The organism is Actinomadura decatromicini, from assembly GCF_008121305.1.
Classification (GTDB): domain Bacteria; phylum Actinomycetota; class Actinomycetes; order Streptosporangiales; family Streptosporangiaceae; genus Spirillospora; species Spirillospora syzygii.
In genome coordinates, this window is record NZ_VSRQ01000003.1 from 520,772 (window position 1) to 537,578 (window position 16,807).

Annotated in this window: 15 protein-coding genes and 1 tRNA gene; 5 read left to right on the top strand and 11 right to left on the bottom strand. The window is 72.8% G+C overall.

Going from position 1 to position 16,807, the window contains the following annotated elements:
* Positions 1–21: 21 nt before the first annotated feature.
* The 3 genes from FXF68_RS16160 to FXF68_RS16170 form a co-directional block, all read right to left on the bottom strand.
* Positions 22–94: transfer RNA gene (locus FXF68_RS16160), tRNA-Leu, on the bottom strand.
* A gap of 433 nt (positions 95–527) precedes the next feature.
* The gene (locus tag FXF68_RS16165) at positions 528–1,901 is read right to left on the bottom strand and encodes an NAD(P)/FAD-dependent oxidoreductase (protein ID WP_148759946.1); all 1,374 of its coding nucleotides are present in this window, start codon (positions 1,899–1,901) and stop codon (positions 528–530) included.
* A gap of 50 nt (positions 1,902–1,951) precedes the next feature.
* Complete coding sequence (locus FXF68_RS16170; RefSeq protein WP_148759948.1) at positions 1,952–2,773, bottom strand: uracil-DNA glycosylase; 822 nt, start codon at positions 2,771–2,773, stop codon at positions 1,952–1,954.
* A 138-nt stretch (positions 2,774–2,911) separates the two neighbouring features.
* Between FXF68_RS16170 and FXF68_RS43060 the strand changes: the two genes are divergently transcribed.
* A complete protein-coding gene (locus FXF68_RS43060; protein ID WP_148759950.1) occupies positions 2,912–3,709 on the top strand; it encodes a DUF2510 domain-containing protein in 798 nt (265 codons plus the stop codon).
* Positions 3,710–3,760: 51 nt separating this feature from the next.
* Here FXF68_RS43060 and FXF68_RS16180 read toward each other — a convergent pair whose 3' ends face one another.
* The 4 genes from FXF68_RS16180 to eno form a co-directional block, all read right to left on the bottom strand.
* Positions 3,761–4,708: a Ppx/GppA phosphatase family protein gene (locus tag FXF68_RS16180; RefSeq protein ID WP_148759952.1), complete on the bottom strand. Its 948-nt coding sequence runs from the start codon at positions 4,706–4,708 to the stop codon at positions 3,761–3,763.
* Complete coding sequence (locus tag FXF68_RS16185; protein ID WP_148759953.1) at positions 4,705–5,382, bottom strand: DUF501 domain-containing protein; 678 nt, start codon at positions 5,380–5,382, stop codon at positions 4,705–4,707. Before FXF68_RS16185 ends, FXF68_RS16180 begins: the two co-directional genes overlap by 4 nt.
* Positions 5,383–5,525: 143 nt before the next feature.
* On the bottom strand, positions 5,526–6,005 hold the full coding sequence (locus tag FXF68_RS16190) for a septum formation initiator family protein (RefSeq protein WP_148759955.1): 480 nt from the start codon (positions 6,003–6,005) through the stop codon (positions 5,526–5,528).
* A 73-nt stretch (positions 6,006–6,078) separates the two neighbouring features.
* On the bottom strand, positions 6,079–7,362 hold the full coding sequence (gene eno / locus FXF68_RS16195; RefSeq protein ID WP_148759957.1) for a phosphopyruvate hydratase: 1,284 nt from the start codon (positions 7,360–7,362) through the stop codon (positions 6,079–6,081).
* A 248-nt stretch (positions 7,363–7,610) separates the two neighbouring features.
* Between eno and FXF68_RS16200 the strand changes: the two genes are divergently transcribed.
* The 4 genes from FXF68_RS16200 to FXF68_RS16215 all read left to right on the top strand — a co-directional run bounded on the left by FXF68_RS16200 (position 7,611) and on the right by FXF68_RS16215 (position 11,877).
* Positions 7,611–8,657, top strand: coding sequence for an ABC transporter substrate-binding protein (locus FXF68_RS16200; protein ID WP_148759959.1), 1,047 nt, complete (start codon positions 7,611–7,613; stop codon positions 8,655–8,657).
* A complete protein-coding gene (locus tag FXF68_RS16205; RefSeq protein WP_148759961.1) occupies positions 8,654–9,508 on the top strand; it encodes an ABC transporter ATP-binding protein in 855 nt (284 codons plus the stop codon). The genes FXF68_RS16200 and FXF68_RS16205 overlap by 4 nt, the downstream gene beginning before the upstream one ends.
* The gene (locus FXF68_RS16210) at positions 9,498–10,436 is read left to right on the top strand and encodes an ABC transporter permease (RefSeq protein ID WP_148759963.1); all 939 of its coding nucleotides are present in this window, start codon (positions 9,498–9,500) and stop codon (positions 10,434–10,436) included. Before FXF68_RS16205 ends, FXF68_RS16210 begins: the two co-directional genes overlap by 11 nt.
* A gap of 127 nt (positions 10,437–10,563) precedes the next feature.
* Complete coding sequence (locus FXF68_RS16215; RefSeq protein ID WP_246178734.1) at positions 10,564–11,877, top strand: sensor histidine kinase; 1,314 nt, start codon at positions 10,564–10,566, stop codon at positions 11,875–11,877.
* 26 nt (positions 11,878–11,903) lie between these two features.
* On the opposite strand, the gene FXF68_RS16220 is transcribed toward FXF68_RS16215, so the two are convergent.
* From FXF68_RS16220 to FXF68_RS16235, 4 genes are all read right to left on the bottom strand, one after another.
* The gene (locus FXF68_RS16220; protein ID WP_148759965.1) at positions 11,904–12,137 is read right to left on the bottom strand and encodes a hypothetical protein; all 234 of its coding nucleotides are present in this window, start codon (positions 12,135–12,137) and stop codon (positions 11,904–11,906) included.
* 98 nt (positions 12,138–12,235) lie between these two features.
* On the bottom strand, positions 12,236–13,180 hold the full coding sequence (locus FXF68_RS16225; protein ID WP_187437950.1) for an NADP-dependent oxidoreductase: 945 nt from the start codon (positions 13,178–13,180) through the stop codon (positions 12,236–12,238).
* A 71-nt stretch (positions 13,181–13,251) separates the two neighbouring features.
* Positions 13,252–15,681 (bottom strand): penicillin-binding protein, encoded by a 2,430-nt coding sequence (locus tag FXF68_RS16230; RefSeq protein ID WP_246178735.1) that lies wholly within the window; start codon positions 15,679–15,681, stop codon positions 13,252–13,254.
* A gap of 124 nt (positions 15,682–15,805) precedes the next feature.
* A complete protein-coding gene (locus FXF68_RS16235) occupies positions 15,806–16,804 on the bottom strand; it encodes a nucleoside triphosphate pyrophosphohydrolase (protein WP_148759967.1) in 999 nt (332 codons plus the stop codon).
* Between the last annotated feature and the right edge of the window lie 3 nt (positions 16,805–16,807).

Genomic DNA, 16,807 nt, shown 5'->3' on the forward strand with positions numbered 1-16,807 from the left:
GAGGCGCCGATCCGGTTATTGTGCCCCTGGTCGGACTCGAACCGACACAATGGCTCTTTTAGGGAGCCCGCCTCTGCCATTGGGCTACAGGGGCGGCGCAATCATATCGAGCCGACGCGACATCTCGATGCGTCCTTTTACCGCTTACGGGCGAGTACGACCCTCGCGATCCAGGCGAATCGCACTGATCTCGCGACCGCCCGGCCGACCGCTTTCGCAGGCCAGGGCGGACGCGGCGCGGTACGGCGGCCGGGCGCTGGACCGTCCGGCTCCGGCCAGGGTCTCGCACTCGTCCCCATGCTCCTGTAGGCCCAGGGGGGCGACCCCCTGGAACCCCCGTTGCTCGCGAGGGGCCGTTTTCCCGAATCGCGTTCGCTCTCGGGAAAACGGCCCCTCGCTCGTCGGGTCGGGCGGCCTCCGGCCTTGGCGGCCTGCGGCCGCCCGACCCGTGGCCCCGGCTGAGCTAGTTGGTCATCGGGGGGGCGGCTGGGCATCGTGGGGGCGGCTGGGGTGGTTGGTCTTGCTGATCAGCGGTCTTCCTGGCGGCCCGCGGCCAGTTCGAATTCCTGGCGGGGCCATTCCATTTCGCCGAGGGAGACGATCTCGCGTCTGAAGAAGATCGCCAGCGTCCAGTCCATGGTGATCCGGAACTTGCGGTTGACGGTCGGCATCCGGGACAGATGGTACGTGCGGTGCATGAGCCAGGCCGGGAGGCCGCGCAGCTTCACCCCGTACACGTTCGCGACGCCTTTGTGCAGGCCGAGGCTCGCCACGGAGCCGACGTAGGCGTGCACGTAGGGCTTTCTGGGCCGGCCGCGCAGGTCCGCCACGATGTTGTCACCCAGCCGCCTGGCCTGCCTGACCGCGTGCTGCGCGTTCGGCGCGGTGAACTCGCCCGTCCCGGACAGGTCGGGGACGGCCGCGTTGTCGCCCGCCGCGTAGACGCCGTCCGCCCCCTCGACGGTCAGCTCGGCGGTCGTCTTGATGCGGCCCTTGTCGTCCAGCGGGAGGTCGGTCTCCTTGAGGACGGGGTGCGGCTTCACCCCGGCCGACCACACGAGCGTGCCCGCGTCGAACTCCTCGCCGTCGCTGAGCACGATGTGCCGCCCCTCGGCGGACTTCAGCAGCGTCTCCAGCCTGACCTCGATGCCGCGGGCGCGCAGGGCCTCGGCCGTCCAGCGGCCCATCTCCGGCCCGACCTCGGGCAGGATCCGGTCGGTCGCCTCGACCATCATCCAGCGCATCTCGCGCTCGTCGATCGTCGGGTACCAGCGGCAGGCGTCGCGGGCCATGTCCTCCAGCTCCGCCATCGCCTCGATGCCCGCGAACCCGGCGCCGACGAACACGAACGTCAGCGCACGCCTGCGGACCTCCTCGTCGCCCGCGTTGGACGCGGCGATGTCGAGCTGGTGCAGGACGTGGTTGCGCAGGAAGATCGCCTCCTCGACGGTCTTGAACCCGATCCCGCAGGTGGCGAGGCCGGGGATCGGCAGCGTCCGCGAGATGGACCCGAGCGCGACGACGAGGAGGTCGTAGGGGACGTCCCGCTCCGGCACCCCGACGCTCTGCGCCCCCGCCGGGCGGACCCTGACGCTCCGGGAGGCGTGGTCGATCCCCGTCACGTAGCCGTTCAGGATCCGGCAGCGCCGCAGCACCCGCCGCAGCGGCGCGACGACGTGCCGGGGCTCCAGGTTCCCGGCCGCCGCCTCCGGCAGGAACGGCTGGTAGGTCATGTACGACTGGGGGTCGACGACGGTGACGACGATCTCGCCGCGCCGCAGCTCGCGGCGCAGCTTGCGTTGCAGGCGGAGGGCCGTGTACATGCCGACGTATCCGCCGCCGACGATCAGGATGTGCTTCGCCGACGCGCGGTCGGATGGCGACGTGTGATCGGAAGGCATGTCCGGAGCGGTACCCGCATACCGGGCGCGTGCACCACTTCGGGCGTCCCCTAGTGGTGGTCGCGGGCGCGGACGAAGACCGCGTCGAGCATCTCCTCGGTGACGCGGCCGGTGAACGTGTTCTGCTGGCTCGGGTGGTAGCAGCCCAGCAGCAGCACCGGGTCGGGATGGGACGCCGACGGCGGCGCCGCCAGCTCGACCTCGACGGCGTGGCCGAACTTCGGCCGGGGGCGCGGCAGCCCGTAGCCCGCCTGCCGGAGCGCGGGCCACACGCCCTGCCAGGCGAAACCGCCCAGGCACACGATGCAGCGGACGCTCGGCGCGACCATCTCCACCTCGCGCGCGAGCCACGGCAGGCAGGTCGTCCGCTCGACCGGGGTCGGCTTGTTGTCGGGCGGCGCGCAGCGGACGGTCGCCGCCATCCGCGCGCCGATCAGCCGCTGCCCGTCGCCCGCGTGGACGCTCGTCGGCCGCGCCGCGAGCCCCACCCGGTGCAGCGACGCGAACAGCCAGTCGCCGGACCGGTCGCCGGTGAAGATGCGGCCGGTGCGGTTGCCGCCGTGCGCGGCGGGCGCGAGCCCGACGATCAGGACGCGGGGTTCCGGGTCGCCCCAACCGGCGATCGGGCGTCCCCAGTACTCCTCGTCCGCGAAGGCGCGCCGACGCTGCACGGCGACTTTCTCCCGCCATTCGACGAGCCGGTCGCAGGCCCGGCACACCGACTGGCGGGCGCACAGCTCGCCGAGACCGGGGGCCTCGGCGGCCAGCTCGATCACGTCGGCAGGGCCGTGCGCGACGGGGGTTCCGGGATTCGCGGGGTCTTCCGGCCACCCGGAACCGGGCGGCACGAAGGGGGCGCGGGCGGTCGGCATACCACCGATCGTCGCACGCCACAGGCGGTGGCCGGGTTCCGCCCATCTTCCAACGGAGCGCTGTCCGGTCGGTACGATGCGTTCGCCGGTCGGGGAGGCGGGTGTCCGGCACGCCATGGGCGAAGCGGGAGGCAGGCAGTGTCGCAACCGGGCTGGTATCCAGACCCCTACGGCACGGGAAGCCTGCGCTGGTGGGACGGCGAGACCTGGACCGAGCGCCTCAACCCCGAGCCCGACCGTCCGCCGCGCCTGCGCCTGCCGCCCGCGCAGGACCGTCCGCCGGAGGTCGAGGAGCACGACGAGGAGCCCGCGTACGGGACGCACTACGCCGCGCCGCACTTCCAGCAGCCGACGTGGGACGCGCGTCCCGCCATGCGGCCGCTCGACCAGAACGTCCGCGGCCTGCCGCTGTACGCCGACGACCGGTTCGTCGCGTACGGGACCGCGTCGCTCGCGTGGCCGCACGTCGAGTGGGTGGCGTACTGGGCGGCGGAGCGTCCCGCCGCGTACGGGCGGCCCGGCTGCACGCAGTGGATCTTCCAGGCGGGACGGTACCCGTTCCGCGGCGGGCCCCGCGTCGAGGTCGTCATCGAGCAGGACGCGCTGACCTCCGGAGGGGACGGCGAGCCCGAGTACGTGTGGGGACGCCTCATCCAGCTCTGCCAGGAGTACGCCGAGCAGCGGCTCGTCGGCGAGATGGCGCGGCGCGTCCGCGCGGGCGAGTCGATCGACGTGGCGCAGGGGCTGACCGTCCACCCGGGCGGCGTCCGCGGGAACCGGGTGTCGCTGAGCTGGTCGTCGATCGCCGGCGCGACCGTGGACGGCGGCCGCGTCTGGATCCAGCAGACCAGCAGCGCGGCACCGGTGCTGTACGTCCCGCAGCAGAACCCGAACGCGGTGCTGATCCCGGCCCTGCTCACCCAGCTCAGGCTCTGAGACGCAGGCCGGACGCGCGGGTCGGCCAGGGCGCGGGTCAGGGCGCGCGGGTCAGGCCAGGGACCAGGCGATGCCGTCGAGGATGTCGTGCTCGCTGACCACGACGGCGCCGAACCCGTACTCCCGCATGATCCGGTCGAGGATCAGCGCGCCCGCGCCGATCACGTCGACCCGTCCCGGATGCATGACGCCGAACTCGGCGCGCTCGGCGCGGGTGGCGTGCAGCAGCCGCCGCGTCACGTCGTGCACCTGCAGCGCGGTGATGCGGGACAGGTGGATCCGCACCGGGTCGTACTCCGGCAGGTCGAGCGCGATCCCGGCGACCGTGGTGACGGACCCGGCGAGGCCGACGAGGGTGCGGGCCTCGTCCACCGGGACCGTCTCGCGGACGGTGGCGAGCGCCGCGTCGATGTCGGCCGCCGCGCCGGAGATCTGCAGCGGGGTCGGCGGGTCGTCGCGCAGGTGCCGCTCCGTCATCCGCACGCAGCCGATGTCGATCGAGCGCGCGACGTCGGCGGTCGAGCTGCCGATGACGAACTCGGTCGAGCCGCCGCCGATGTCGACGACCAGGTACGGGCGGGCCGGGCGCAGCTCCGCCAGCTCGCGGGTCGCGCCCGTGAACGAGAGCCCGGCCTCCTCGTCCCCGCTGATCACCTCGGGGACGACGCCGAAGATGTCCACGACGCCCTTGACGAAGTCGGCCCGGTTCTCGGCGTCGCGGGTGGCGCTCGTCGCGACCACCCGCGTCTTGATGGCGCCGCGCCGCCCCCGGCCGCCGTGCCGCTCGATGAGGTCGGCGTAGCCGCGCATGGCGGTGAAGGTACGGTCCAGCGCGGCGGGCGACAGCCGCCCGGTCCGGTCGACGCCCTCCCCCAGCCGGACGATCTCCATCCGGCGCTCGACGTCGGTCAGCGTCCCGCCGCCCTCGCCCGGCGCGATGTCGGCGATCAGGAGGCGGACGGAATTGGTGCCGCAGTCGACGGCCGCGACCCGCGTCACCGCTCCCCCTCTGCTTCCCGGTCCGGCTCTTGTCCCTGGTCCGGCTCTGCCTCGACGCCGGCCTCGACGCAGGGGCCGGAGCGCCACCAGTCGGGCAGGGCGTCGAGCGCCTCCCGCCCGAACGGGTTGGCGCCGGGGACGGCCAGCTCGTGCGCGACGAGCGCGTGCAGGCACTTGACGCGCTCCGGCATGCCGCCCGCGCTCTGCGTGCCGGGCGGGAGCGGCTCGACGCCGTCCTCCCGGGCGGCCTCGCCGCGGCGGCGGAGGTAGTCGTCGTGGGCGGCGGTGTAGGCGGCCTTGAGCTCCGGGTCGGCGGCGAGCCGCTCCTGCATCCCGCGCATGGCCCCGCCGCCCTCCAGCGTGCCGATGGCTGAGGCGGCCTTCGGGCACGTCAGGTAGAAGAGCGTCGGGAAGGGCGTCCCGTCGGGGAGGCGCGGGGCCGTCTCGATCACGGCCGGATTCCCGCACGGGCAGCGGCTCGCCACCCGGCGGACGCCGCGCGGCTCGCGGCCGAGCTGCGCCGCCACCGCGGCCCGATCCCGCTCCGCGAGGCCCCGCCCGGAGCCGTTCCGCCCGGTCCCGTTCTGGTCGGGGCCGGCGCGCTCGGCCGTGTCACGTCCGGCCGTGTCACGTCCGGCCGCGTCACGTCCGGCTGCGTCACGCGCGTCGATCATGTGCGTCCCCACCCGCGGATCTCGCGATCCGTCCTCGACATCGCCCCTCCGACAGCTCCGCCCCACCGTCGACGCGCTCCACCGACGTCCCGCCGCCCCGGCGCCCGCCCGGCGTGTCCGGCGCCGGCCCGCCGGCGCGCGGGTCAGCGGGGCCGGTCGGCGGCCTCGACCGATCGCCACAGCGTTTCGTACCACGGCGGCGTGCGCGTCGGCCCGTCCTTGCGGGCCTGCCGCCCGTCGTCCCCGCGGCCGCGCAGCACGATGTAGCACTTTACGTCAGGGCGGCAGTAATGGAGCCTTCGCGTCGCCTCACGCTCAATGTACGACTTATCCCCTAGTTGTTGCTTGCGTTGGGCCAGGATCTCCACCTGCCGCCGGGCCGCCGCCTCCTGCCGCTGGAGGTCGGCGATCTCCTTGCGCTGGGCGATGTACTCCCGGACGGGGTAGGCGAGGCTCAGCGCGATCGCGCACATGACCACCGCCAGGATGGCGGCGCGGCTGGTCAGCGCCGGGTTGGCCCGGCGCTGACCGGCCTCGGGCCCGGACTCGTCGTCGAACTCGTCGCGGTCGTCGGCGTGCTCGTCGCCGCGGCCCCGCGCGGAGCCCGTCCGGTCGTCGGCCATCGTGTCCCCTGCCTGTGGCTCGCCCCTGCCCGTCCTGCCCCTGCCCGTCCTGCCCGTGCCGCCGCCCGCGCGGTCAGCTCTGCGGGTCGAAGCGCGGGAACGCGGCGGCTCCGGCGTAGCGGGCGGCGTCGTCCAGCAGCTCCTCGATGCGCAGGAGCTGGTTGTACTTGGCGACGCGGTCGCTGCGCGCCGGGGCGCCGGTCTTGATCTGGCCGCAGTTCGTCGCGACCGCGAGGTCGGCGATCGTCGTGTCCTCGGTCTCGCCGGACCGGTGGCTCATCATGCAGCGGTAGCCGCTGGACTGGGCGAGGGCCACGGCGTCGAGGGTCTCGCTGAGCGTCCCGATCTGGTTGACCTTGACGAGCAGCGCGTTGCCGGCGCGGGCCTTGATGCCGCGTTCGAGGCGCTCGGGGTTGGTGACGAACAGGTCGTCCCCGACGATCTGGACGCGGTCCCCCACGGCGGCGGTGAGGCCCTCCCAGCCCGCCCAGTCCTCTTCGTCGAGCGGGTCCTCGATGGAGACGAGCGGGTACTCGCTGATCAGCTCGCCGTAGTAGGCGGCCATGTCGTCCGCGGACCGCTTGACGCCCTCGAAGGTGTACTGCCCGTCGGCGTGGAACTCGGTGGCGGCGACGTCGAGGGCGAGCGCGATGTCGCGGCCGGGCGCGAAGCCCGCCTTGCGGATCGCCTCCAGGATGAGGTCGAGCGCGTCCCGGTTGCTCGGCAGGTCGGGCGCGAAGCCGCCCTCGTCGCCGAGCCCGGTGTTGAAGCCCTTGGACTTCAGCACCGACTTGAGCGCGTGGTAGGTCTCGGCGCCCCAGCGCAGCGCCTCGGCGAAGGTCGCCGCGCCGATCGGCGCGATCATGAACTCCTGGACGTCGACGTTGGTGTCGGCGTGCGCGCCGCCGTTCAGGATGTTCAGCATCGGGACGGGCAGCAGGTGCGCGTTCGACCCGCCGACGTAGCGGAACAGCGGCAGGTCGGCGGAGTCGGCGGCGGCCTTCGCGACCGCGAGGCTGACGCCGAGGATGGCGTTCGCGCCGAGCGCGGACTTCGCCGGGGTGCCGTCGAGGTCGGTGAGCAACTGGTCGATCAGCCGCTGGTCGGACGCCGGGTACCCGACGAGCTTCTCGTCGATGGTCTCGTTGACGGCCTTCACGGCGTTGCGGACGCCCTTGCCCCCATACCGCTCACCGCCGTCCCGCAGTTCCACAGCCTCGAACTGGCCGGTTGAGGCCCCGCTCGGCACGGCCGCGCGCGCCTCGGTCCCATCGGCGAGCAGCACCTCGACCTCGACGGTGGGGTTGCCGCGGGAGTCCAGGATCTCCCGGGCGAGTACGGCCTCGATCGACGACACGGGGAACCCCCTGCTGGTAGAGCGGCTGATCGCGCTGCGGCGGCGGCCCGCGCAGCGCACTCGGGTGCGGCCACGAGCCTAGCCGCGCCGCCCGGCCGCCGCCCAACTGGCTCGCCGTTCCCATCCGGATGACTTACAAAGCGGGGCGAGCGCGTACGAAACCGTGTGTAGCAGGTCACTTGACGTGGGCATTACCAACCTTATCTACTGTTCAGGCCAATCCGACCTGCTTAGTAGGGAAAATGACCATGCTTCGTGGACTTCGCGGGCGGTTCGCCGCCGTGTCACTGACCGTCCTGGTCGCGGCGGGGACGCTCGGCGCCTGTGGAGGCGACGACGACGGAAAGTCCGCCGCGGACGCTCCCCTCCGCCTCGGCTACTTCCCGAATATCACGCACGCGACCGCACTCGTCGGAGTGGAAAAGGGAATCTTCGCCAAGCACCTCGGAACCGCGCCCAAGACGGCGACGTTCAACGCGGGCCCGGCCGCCGTCGAGGCCCTCTTCTCCGGCGCGATCGACGCGACGTTCGTCGGGCCGAACCCGTCCATCAACGCCTGGTCGAAGTCGCACGGCAAGGCGATCCACATCATCTCCGGCGCGGCCTCGGGCGGCGTCTCGCTCGTCGTCAAGGCCGGGATCAAGAGCCCGAAGGACCTGCGCGGCAAGAAGATCGCGACGCCGCAGCTCGGCAACACGCAGGACGTCGCCATCCGCTACTGGCTCAAGCAGAACGGGCTGACCGCGAACAAGGACGGCAGCGGCGACGTCAAGATCGTCCCGCAGGAGAACGCGCAGACGCTCCAGACGTACGCGCAGGGCGAGATCGACGGCGCCTGGGTGCCGGAGCCGTACGCCTCCCGGCTGATCCTGGAGAACAAGGCCGTGAAGCTGGTCGACGAGAAGACCCTCTGGCCCAACGGCAAGTTCGTGATCACCAACCTGATCGTCAGCCAGTCGTACGAGAAGAAGCACCCGGAGCAGGTGAAGAAGCTGCTCCAGGGCGTCGTCGAGGCGACCGACTACATCAACCAGAACAAGGCCGACGCGGAGAAGGTCTCGAACGACGCGCTCGCGAAGCTGAGCGGCAAGCCGCTGAAGCAGAACGTCCTCGACGCCGCCTTCAAGGAGATCGACTTCACCACGGACCCGGTCGCGTCCTCTCTCGTCACCGGGGCCCAGCACGCCGAGGAGATCGGCCTGCTTGAGAAGACCGACCTCGCCGGCATCTACAACCTGAAGGCCCTCAACGACGTGCTCAAGGCGAGCGGGAAGGCACAGGTCAGCGACAAATGACCGCGGACGTTCAGGTGAGCGCCGAGCCGGCCGTACGGCTCAGCGAGGTATCGAAGGCGTTCGGGACCGGCCGGTCCGCGCTCCTCGCGCTGGACCGGGTCTCCCTGGACGTCGCGCCCGGCGAGTTCGTCTGCCTGGTCGGAGCGTCCGGCTGCGGGAAGAGCACCCTGCTCAACCTCGTGGCCGGACTGGACCGGCCGAGCGCCGGAACGATCCAGCAGAACACCGCCGGCAAGGACGGCAAGGACGGGCAGGGCTCCAGGGTCGCGCTGATGTTCCAGGAGCCCGCCCTGTTCCCCTGGCTGACCGTCACGGGGAATCTCGAACTCGCCCTCAAGATGCGCGGCGTCCCCCGCGCCGAGCGGCGGGAGCGGGCGGGCGCGCTGCTCGACACGGTGCACCTGCGCGGGTTCGCGAAGAAGCGCCCGCACCAGCTGTCCGGCGGGATGCGGCAGCGCATCGCGCTGGCCCGCGCCCTCGCGCTGACCGAGCAGGAGCACGCCTCGGGCACGGTCGACGCGGAGGAGGAGGCGGCGGAGCGGAGCACCGTCCTGCTGATGGACGAGCCGTTCGGCGCGCTCGACGCCATGACCCGCGACCTGCTGCACGACGAGATCGAGCGGATCTGGCGGGAGCGCCGCCTGACCGTGCTGTTCGTCACGCACAACGTGCGGGAGGCGGTGCGGCTCGGCGACCGGGTCGTGCTGCTCAGCAGCCGTCCCGGCCGGGTCGTGGAGGAGTTCCCCGTCCCGCTGGAGCGGCCGCGCCGCATCGACGCCCCCGAGGTCGCCGCGCTCGCGGGGACCATCACCGACAGGCTGCGCGAGGAGGTAGGCCGCCATGGCGCATGACACGACGACCCGCGGCCAGCGGCACGACGACGCCACCGACAAGACCGGCGGGGCCGCCGACAAGCCCCGCGGGGACGCCGCGGGACGGCTCGACCGGGAGATCGCGGGCCTCGACGCCCTGGAGCTCGGCGGCGGCATCCGCGTCCGGTTCCTCCAGCGGACGTGGTCGGCGGTCTGGCCGATGCTCACGGCCGTCCTGATCGCGATCGCCGCCTGGCAGGTGGTGGTGTGGAGCGGGTGGAAGGACCCCTGGGTCCTGCCCGGCCCGCGCGACACGTTCCCGGTGTTCTGGGACCAGATCACCTCGTCCCGGTTCTGGCACTCGGTCGCGCTCACCATGCAGCGCGCCCTCATCGGGTTCGCGTTCGCCATCGTCGTCGGCGTGGCGATCGGCGCGCTGGTGTCGCAGTTCCGGATCCTGCGCCGCGCGTTCGGGTCGCTGATCACCGGGCTGCAGACGATGCCGTCGATCGCGTGGTTCCCGCTCGCGATCCTGCTGTTCAAGCTGAGCGAGAGCGCGATCCTGTTCGTGGTGATCCTCGGCGCGGCGCCGTCGATCGCGAACGGGCTGATCGCGGGCGTCGACTACACGCCGCCGATCCTGCTCCGCGCGGGCAAGGTCATGGGGCTGCGCGGCCTCGGGCTGTACCGGCACCTGATCATGCCCGCGTCGCTGCCGTCGTTCGTCGCGGGCCTCAAGCAGGGCTGGGCGTTCGCGTGGCGGAGCCTGATGGCGGGCGAGCTGCTCGTCGTCATCGGCGACACGACCTCGCTCGGCGTGCTGCTGTCGCAGGCCCGGGAGCTGAACAACACCGCCGACATGATCTCCTACATGCTGGTGATCCTGATCATCGGCATCGTGATCGACCGGCTGTTCGGGCTGGCGGACGCCTCCATCCGGCGCCGCTGGGGCGTGGACGAGAACTGACGATCTCTTATCCGGCGAACGCGATCGAGTTTGCCCAGGTCCGGCAAGAAACCCCGGGTACCGGCAGGATCGCACCCGGGAGGTCGCCATACGAGTCAGGCCGCTCGGCCCGGAGATCAGGGCCCGGGTGACGCTGACCTCGACCCTGGTCGCGTTCGTCCTGTCCAGCGCCATGTCCACGCTGGTGCTGGCGGGCAGCAGGCAGCAGACGATCATCGACCGGACCCTGGAGGCCGCGCGGAACGGGGGCCGCGTGGTCGCCGAGATCAACGCGGGCACGCTGCGGCCCGAGATCCGCGGCACCGGCCACGAGCTGCTCCAGGTGGTCGACGCGCAGGGCCGGGTCGTCGCCGCGTCCGAGCGGATGCAGGGCCGTCCGCCGGTGCGCTTCCCGCCGCCCGTCCCGCCGGCGGGCCGGCGGGACGGGCGGAGCTGCGACGTCGACGCGCCCGGCGGGGGCTGCTTCCTCATCGTCGAGTTCAGGGCCGGGACGGGGGCGTCCGCCAAGTACGTCTTCTCGCTGGCGCCCGCGCCGGGGCTGATCCCGCAGCCGAAGCTCGCGCTGCTGCTGCTGATCGGCGTCCTGACCGGCACCGCCGTCGTCGGCTACGGGACGTGGCGGTCGGTCGGCCGCACCCTGCGCCCGGTGGAGGAGATCCGCCGCGAGCTGGACGAGATCACCGCCACCGACCTCGAACGCCGGGTGCCCGAGCCGTCCCGGCGGGACGAGGTCGGGAAGCTCGCCACCAGCGTCAACGCGACCCTCGACCGGCTGGAGCAGGCGGTGGCCCGGCAGCGCGCGTTCGTCGTGGACGTCTCGCACGAGCTGCGCAGCCCGCTCACCGCCGTCCGGATGGAGCTGGAGCTCGCGCTGTCCGGCCCGCAGGACCCCGAGGTCGCCGAGACGCTCCGGGCCGTCCTGATCAACACCGACCGGCTCGCCGCGGTGGTGGACGACCTGCTCGCCCTCTCCCGGCTGGAGGCCGACCGGAACTTCCGCCGCGAGCCGGTGGACCTCACCGCGCTGACGGACGAGGAGGTGCTCCGCCGCCCGCGCCGCACCCAGGTGACGGTCCTGTCGGAGGGCCCGGTGACGGTGAACGGCGGGCGCGCCGAGCTGGCGCGGCTGCTCACCAACCTGATCGACAACGCCGACCGGCACGCGGCGGCGGAGGTGACGGTGATCCTGCGCACCGAGCCGCCGGGCACCGCCGTGGTGGAGATCGTCGACGACGGCGTCGGCGTCGCGCCCGAGGACCGGGAGCGGGTGTTCGAGCGGTTCGCGCGGCTCGCCGAGGGACGGCACCGCGACGCGGGCGGGACCGGCCTCGGGCTCGCCATCGCCCGCGACATCGCCGTCGCGCACCAGGGCACGCTGGTCCTCGCCGACCGCGCGGACGACAAGCCGGGGGCCCGGTTCATCCTGCGCCTGCCGCGCTGACCGCGTTGCGGTCAGGCCCGTCCCGGTCAGGTCAGGCCGAGCGCGGAGCGGAGCCGCTCGCGCTCGTACTCCAGCAGCTCGATCTGCCCCGCGATCTCCTCGCGGGCGGTGAGGTTCTGCGCGGAGTCGATGTTGTCCCCGGCGTCCTCGCGCGGCGGCACGAGGTCCGCCCGGAGCCGTTCGAGGGACTGCTCGATCTCGCGAAGGCGTTCGCGCCGGTCATCGTCATCGTCCGGACGGCCCGCGCCCTTCTCACTCATGGGACCTGCCTTTCTGGGGGGCGACCCCCGACTGCCGAGGGGGAGACGCAGTGATCCTCGCTTCGCTGCGGTCATGCGTCCTCCCTGCGTCGTCGGGGTCAGATGCGGATCACTGTCTTTCCGCGGGCGCCGCCCGCGCGGTTGTCGGCGAGGGCCTCCGCGGCGTCCTCGAGCGGCACCTCGCGCTCCACCCGGACGCGCAGCTCGCTCGCGTCGATGAGGTCGGACAGCCGGTCCAGGAGCGCGGCCGAGGGCTGCTCCTGGAAGTTGACGCCGCGCACCTCGCGGGCGGCCATCGCGTCCGGGCTGATCGACCAGGTCGTGCTGACGAACGTCCCGCCGGGGCGGAGGAGCTGGGCCAGGTGCTCGGCGCCGTCGGTGTCGGCGACCGTGTGCATGATGACGTCGATCCCGTCGCTGTGGACGGCGAGCACCTGCCGGTTGAGGTCGCCCTTGGAGTGGTCGACGGTCTCGGCCGCGCCGAGCCGCCGCATCGTCCCGGCCATGTCGGCGCGGGCGGTGGCGATGACCTTCGCGCCGGTGCGGGCGGCGAGCTGCACGAGGCTCTGCCCGACGCCGCCGGTCGCGCCGACGACGAGGACGGTCTGCCCCTCGTCCACGCGGGCCTCCTCGACCATGCCCAGCGCGGTCATGCCCACGGTCGGCACCGCCGCGGCCTGCGTGTAGATCATGCCCTCGGGCATCCGGGCGACCGGTCCGTCGTCGCGGGCGATGGTGTACTCGCAGTAGCTGCCGAGGCCGCGGGCCACCGAGCCGAACGAGCCGTAGACCTGCTCGCCGGGACGCAGCCGGGTCACGCCCTCGCCGGCCTCCTCCACGACGCCCGCGCCGTCCTGGCCGAGGATCAGCGGGAACGTCGCGTCGACGGAGTCCTTGAGCATCCCGTCCGCGATCTTCCAGTCGACCGGGTTCAGCCCGGCCGCGATCATCCTGACGAGGATCTCCCCCGGCCCGGGCTCCGGGCGCGGCAACTGCATGGGCGCCGGTGTGGCGCCGTACTCGGACACGGCGATGGCTCGCATGACGATCGTCCCCCCGAACGGAATCACTGCGTTGGTGATCTACCCGCCGACGGGACGATCACACAGCACGGTCACGCGGGCGCCTGCCGGCCCGGATCGGCCGGCGGCGGGAAGGTCGGCGGGAAGGTCGGCGGGAACGTGGGCGGGACCGGCGGCTGCCCGTCGTGCCCAGGCCCCGGCCCCTTGCTGACGCGCAGCTCGACGGTGTCGCCGGGCTCGACCGAGCCTGGGTCCGGCGACATCTCGGCGACCGTCCCCTTCGGGTACTCGCGGGACTCCACCGGCTGCCGCACCTGCACCTTGAGCCCGGCCTCGCGCAGCTTCGCGACCGCCTCGCGGAGCTTCATGCCGCGCACGTCGGGCAGCTTCACCTTGTCCTCGCCGGACCCCTTGCTGAAGTACTCCGACGGGGGCCGGTGGAAGGAGCCCGCGCCCGTGCCGGAGAGGGCGCCGAGCATGCTCTGCTGCCAGATCGGCGCGGGGATCGTCGCCCCGAACACCGAGCCGTAGCAGCGGCCGTCCATGCACAGGCCGTCCATCGGGTACCGGTAGCCGCCGCGCGGGTCGCCGACCCACACCGCGGCGGCGAGGTCCGGGGTGTAGCCCGCGAACCAGGCGGCGGAGAAGTCGTCGACGGTGCCGGTCTTGCCCGCGGCGTCGCGGCCGAGGCCCATGCCCTGCGCCGTGCCCTTGGTGAGGACGCCGCTCAGCACGTAGTTCACGGCGTCCGCGACGCCCCGGTCGACGGCCTGGCGGCACTTGCGCGGCGGGACCTTCAGCTCGCGTCCGGACGCGTCCCGGATCTCCCGGATCGCGACCGGCTCGCAGTAGCGGCCCCGCGCGCCGAACGCCGCGTACGCCGCCGCGAGCCGCAGCGGCGACACGGGGTTGAACCCGAGCGTGAACGACGGGTACTGCTCCAGCGGCTTGCCGCTCGCCTGCCGCATCCCGAGCTTCTCGGCCATCTTCACCGTCTCGCAGAGGCCGACCTCCTTCTCCAGCGCGAGGAAGAAGGTGTTCACGGAGTGGTGGGTGCCGGTGACGAGGCTGAACCGCCTGCCGCCCTCGCCGTCCGCCGAGTTGCGCAGCGGCTTGGACGGGTCGCCGACCCGCTGCCCCTTGCAGTTGCGGTAGCCGACGGCGGTGAACTCGCGGGGGGCCATCAGCCGCGTCCCGAACGGCATGCCCTGGTCGAGCGCGGCGGCCAGGGTGAACACCTTGAACGTCGACCCGGCCTGCATGCCGATGCTGGAGCCGTGGCTCGCGTCGGCCGCGAAGTTGATCCAGGTCTTGCCGCGTTCCTTGTCCGGGCCGAGCGCGCGGTCGACCACCATGGCCTTGATCTCGCCGGTGCCCGGCTGGACCATCGCCTCCGCCGCCGCCTTGTGCGCCGAGTTCTTCGGCGGGACGTGCCCGTCGACGGCGCGCTGCGCGGCCCGCTGCGCCACCGGGTCCATCGTGGTGCGGATGGTGAGGCCGCCCCGTTTGAGGAGCTTCTCCCGCGCGGCGGGCGTCGGCCCGAACACCGGGTTCGTCTGGATCTCCCGCTGGACGTAGTCGCAGAAGAACGGCGCTGAGCTGGTCACGCAGCCGCTCTTCACGTCGTCCACCTTCAGCCGGATCGGGAGCCGCGCGGTCGCGTCCGCCGCCGCGTGGTCGATCCAGCCGAGCTCGGCCATCCGGTGCAGGACGACGTTGCGCCGCTCGCGGGCCGCGCCCGGATGCCGCGTCGGGTCGTAGGCGTACGGGTAGCGGATGATGCCCGCGAGCAGCGCCGCCTCGGACAGGCTCAACTCGGCGGCGTGCTTGGAGAAGTAGTGCCGGGACGCCGCCTCGATGCCGTACGCGCCGTCGCCGTAGTAGGCGATGTTGAGGTAGCGGCGCAGGATCTCGTCCTTGGTGTAGCGCTTCTCGATCGCGACCGCGTACCGCAGCTCGCGGATCTTGCGCGCCGCGGAGATCTCCTTGGCCGCCGCCCGCTCGGCCGCCGTGTCGGCCTGGGTGAGCAGCAGGTTCTTCACGTACTGCTGGGTGATGCCGGACCCGCCCTGCGTCACCTGGCCGCTGCCGAGGTTGCTCGCGAGCGCCCGCAGCGTGCCCTGCGCGTCGATGGCGCCGTGGTTGTAGAAGCGGCTGTCCTCGATGGCCAGCACGGCGATCCGGAGGACCGGCGCGATCTTCGACATCGGGACGTCCACGCGGTTCTGGTAGAAGAACGTGGCGATCGTCCGGCCGTCGGCGGCGAGGATCCGGGAGCGCTGCGGGACGCCGGAGGTCGTCAGCCCGTCCGGCTCGGTCCGGAACCAGTCGGAGGCGTCGCGCGCGCCGACCCCGGCCGCGCACGCGGTGGGCAGCACCAGCAGCGCGACGAGCAGCCCGGAGAGACCGCCTAACGCGCCGAGGCCGCGGAGCGCGCGGGCCTTCTCGGCGCGGGACGTCGACGGGGTCAGCCACCGCCGGGACCGCCGCTTTCCATCGCGCCCGGCACGGCGCGCCGGCACGAGATCTCTGACTACGTCAGGATCTCCGGTATCACCCTCAGCCTCAGCCGGCACGCGATCAGAGTAGACGGGTGTCCCCGGCCGGACTACCCCATCGGCGATGTTCGGGGCGAAACCCGACGATTCACTCCGGTCCCCGGCTTCGTTCCCACTGTCGGACACGGTCCCGGAATACCCGCGATACCGTGCGCAACTCCGACTCGGCGTCCAGCCCGCGCGCGGCCGCGTCCCGGACGATCTCGAACAGCCGCGCGCCCACGTCGTTCCGGACGTCCGGATGGTCGGTTTCCTTACCGTCCGGAAGAGCCTCGGCAAGGTCGTCGGGTGCGCCGAGGCGGGCGGCGCGCCGCTGGAGCTGCGCGGCGAGCGACAGCGCGGGCTGGCCCATCGGGACGCCGTCCAGCGCCGACGCCTCCGCGCCGCTCTTCTCCGCCCGCTCCGCCGCCTTGATCTGCTCCCAGTTCGCGTTGACCTCGTCGGCGCCGGAGACGGTCACGTCCCCGAACACGTGCGGGTGGCGGCGGACGAGCTTGTCGACGATCGCGCCCGCCACGTCGTCGATGGTGAACGCGGTCTCGTCCGTGCGCTCGGCGGCCACCACCGAGTGGAACGCGACCTGCATCAGCACGTCGCCCAGCTCCTCGCGCAGCGCGCCGTAGTCGCCCGACTCGATCGTGTCGAGGACCTCGTAGGACTCCTCCAGCAGGTACGGGACGAGGGTCGCGTGCGTCTGCTTGCGGTCCCACGGGCATTCGCGGCGCAGCGTGTCCATCACCGAGACGAGGTCGAGCAGCCGCGCTCCCGGCAGGTCGTAGGACCCGTGCAGCACCTCGACGTCCAGGGGGTCGTCGACGACCAGCGTCCCGATCTCGCGCATCAGCGTCTCGTCGCCCTCGGGCGCGGCCACCCACAGGACGTCGCCGGAGCGCGCGTCGGCGACCAGTCGGGCGGCGTCGGGCTCGGGCACCTCGTCGGCGGCGATCCCGGCGTCGCGCAGGGCCGGCAGCAGCGGATGCCCCGGCCGCGTCCGGACCGCGGACGCGGTGCGCAGCGCGTCCCACGCGCGCCAGGTGAGCAGGCCGGGCGCGACCCGGTGCGTGGTCGCGAGGAGTGTCAGGCCCATGCG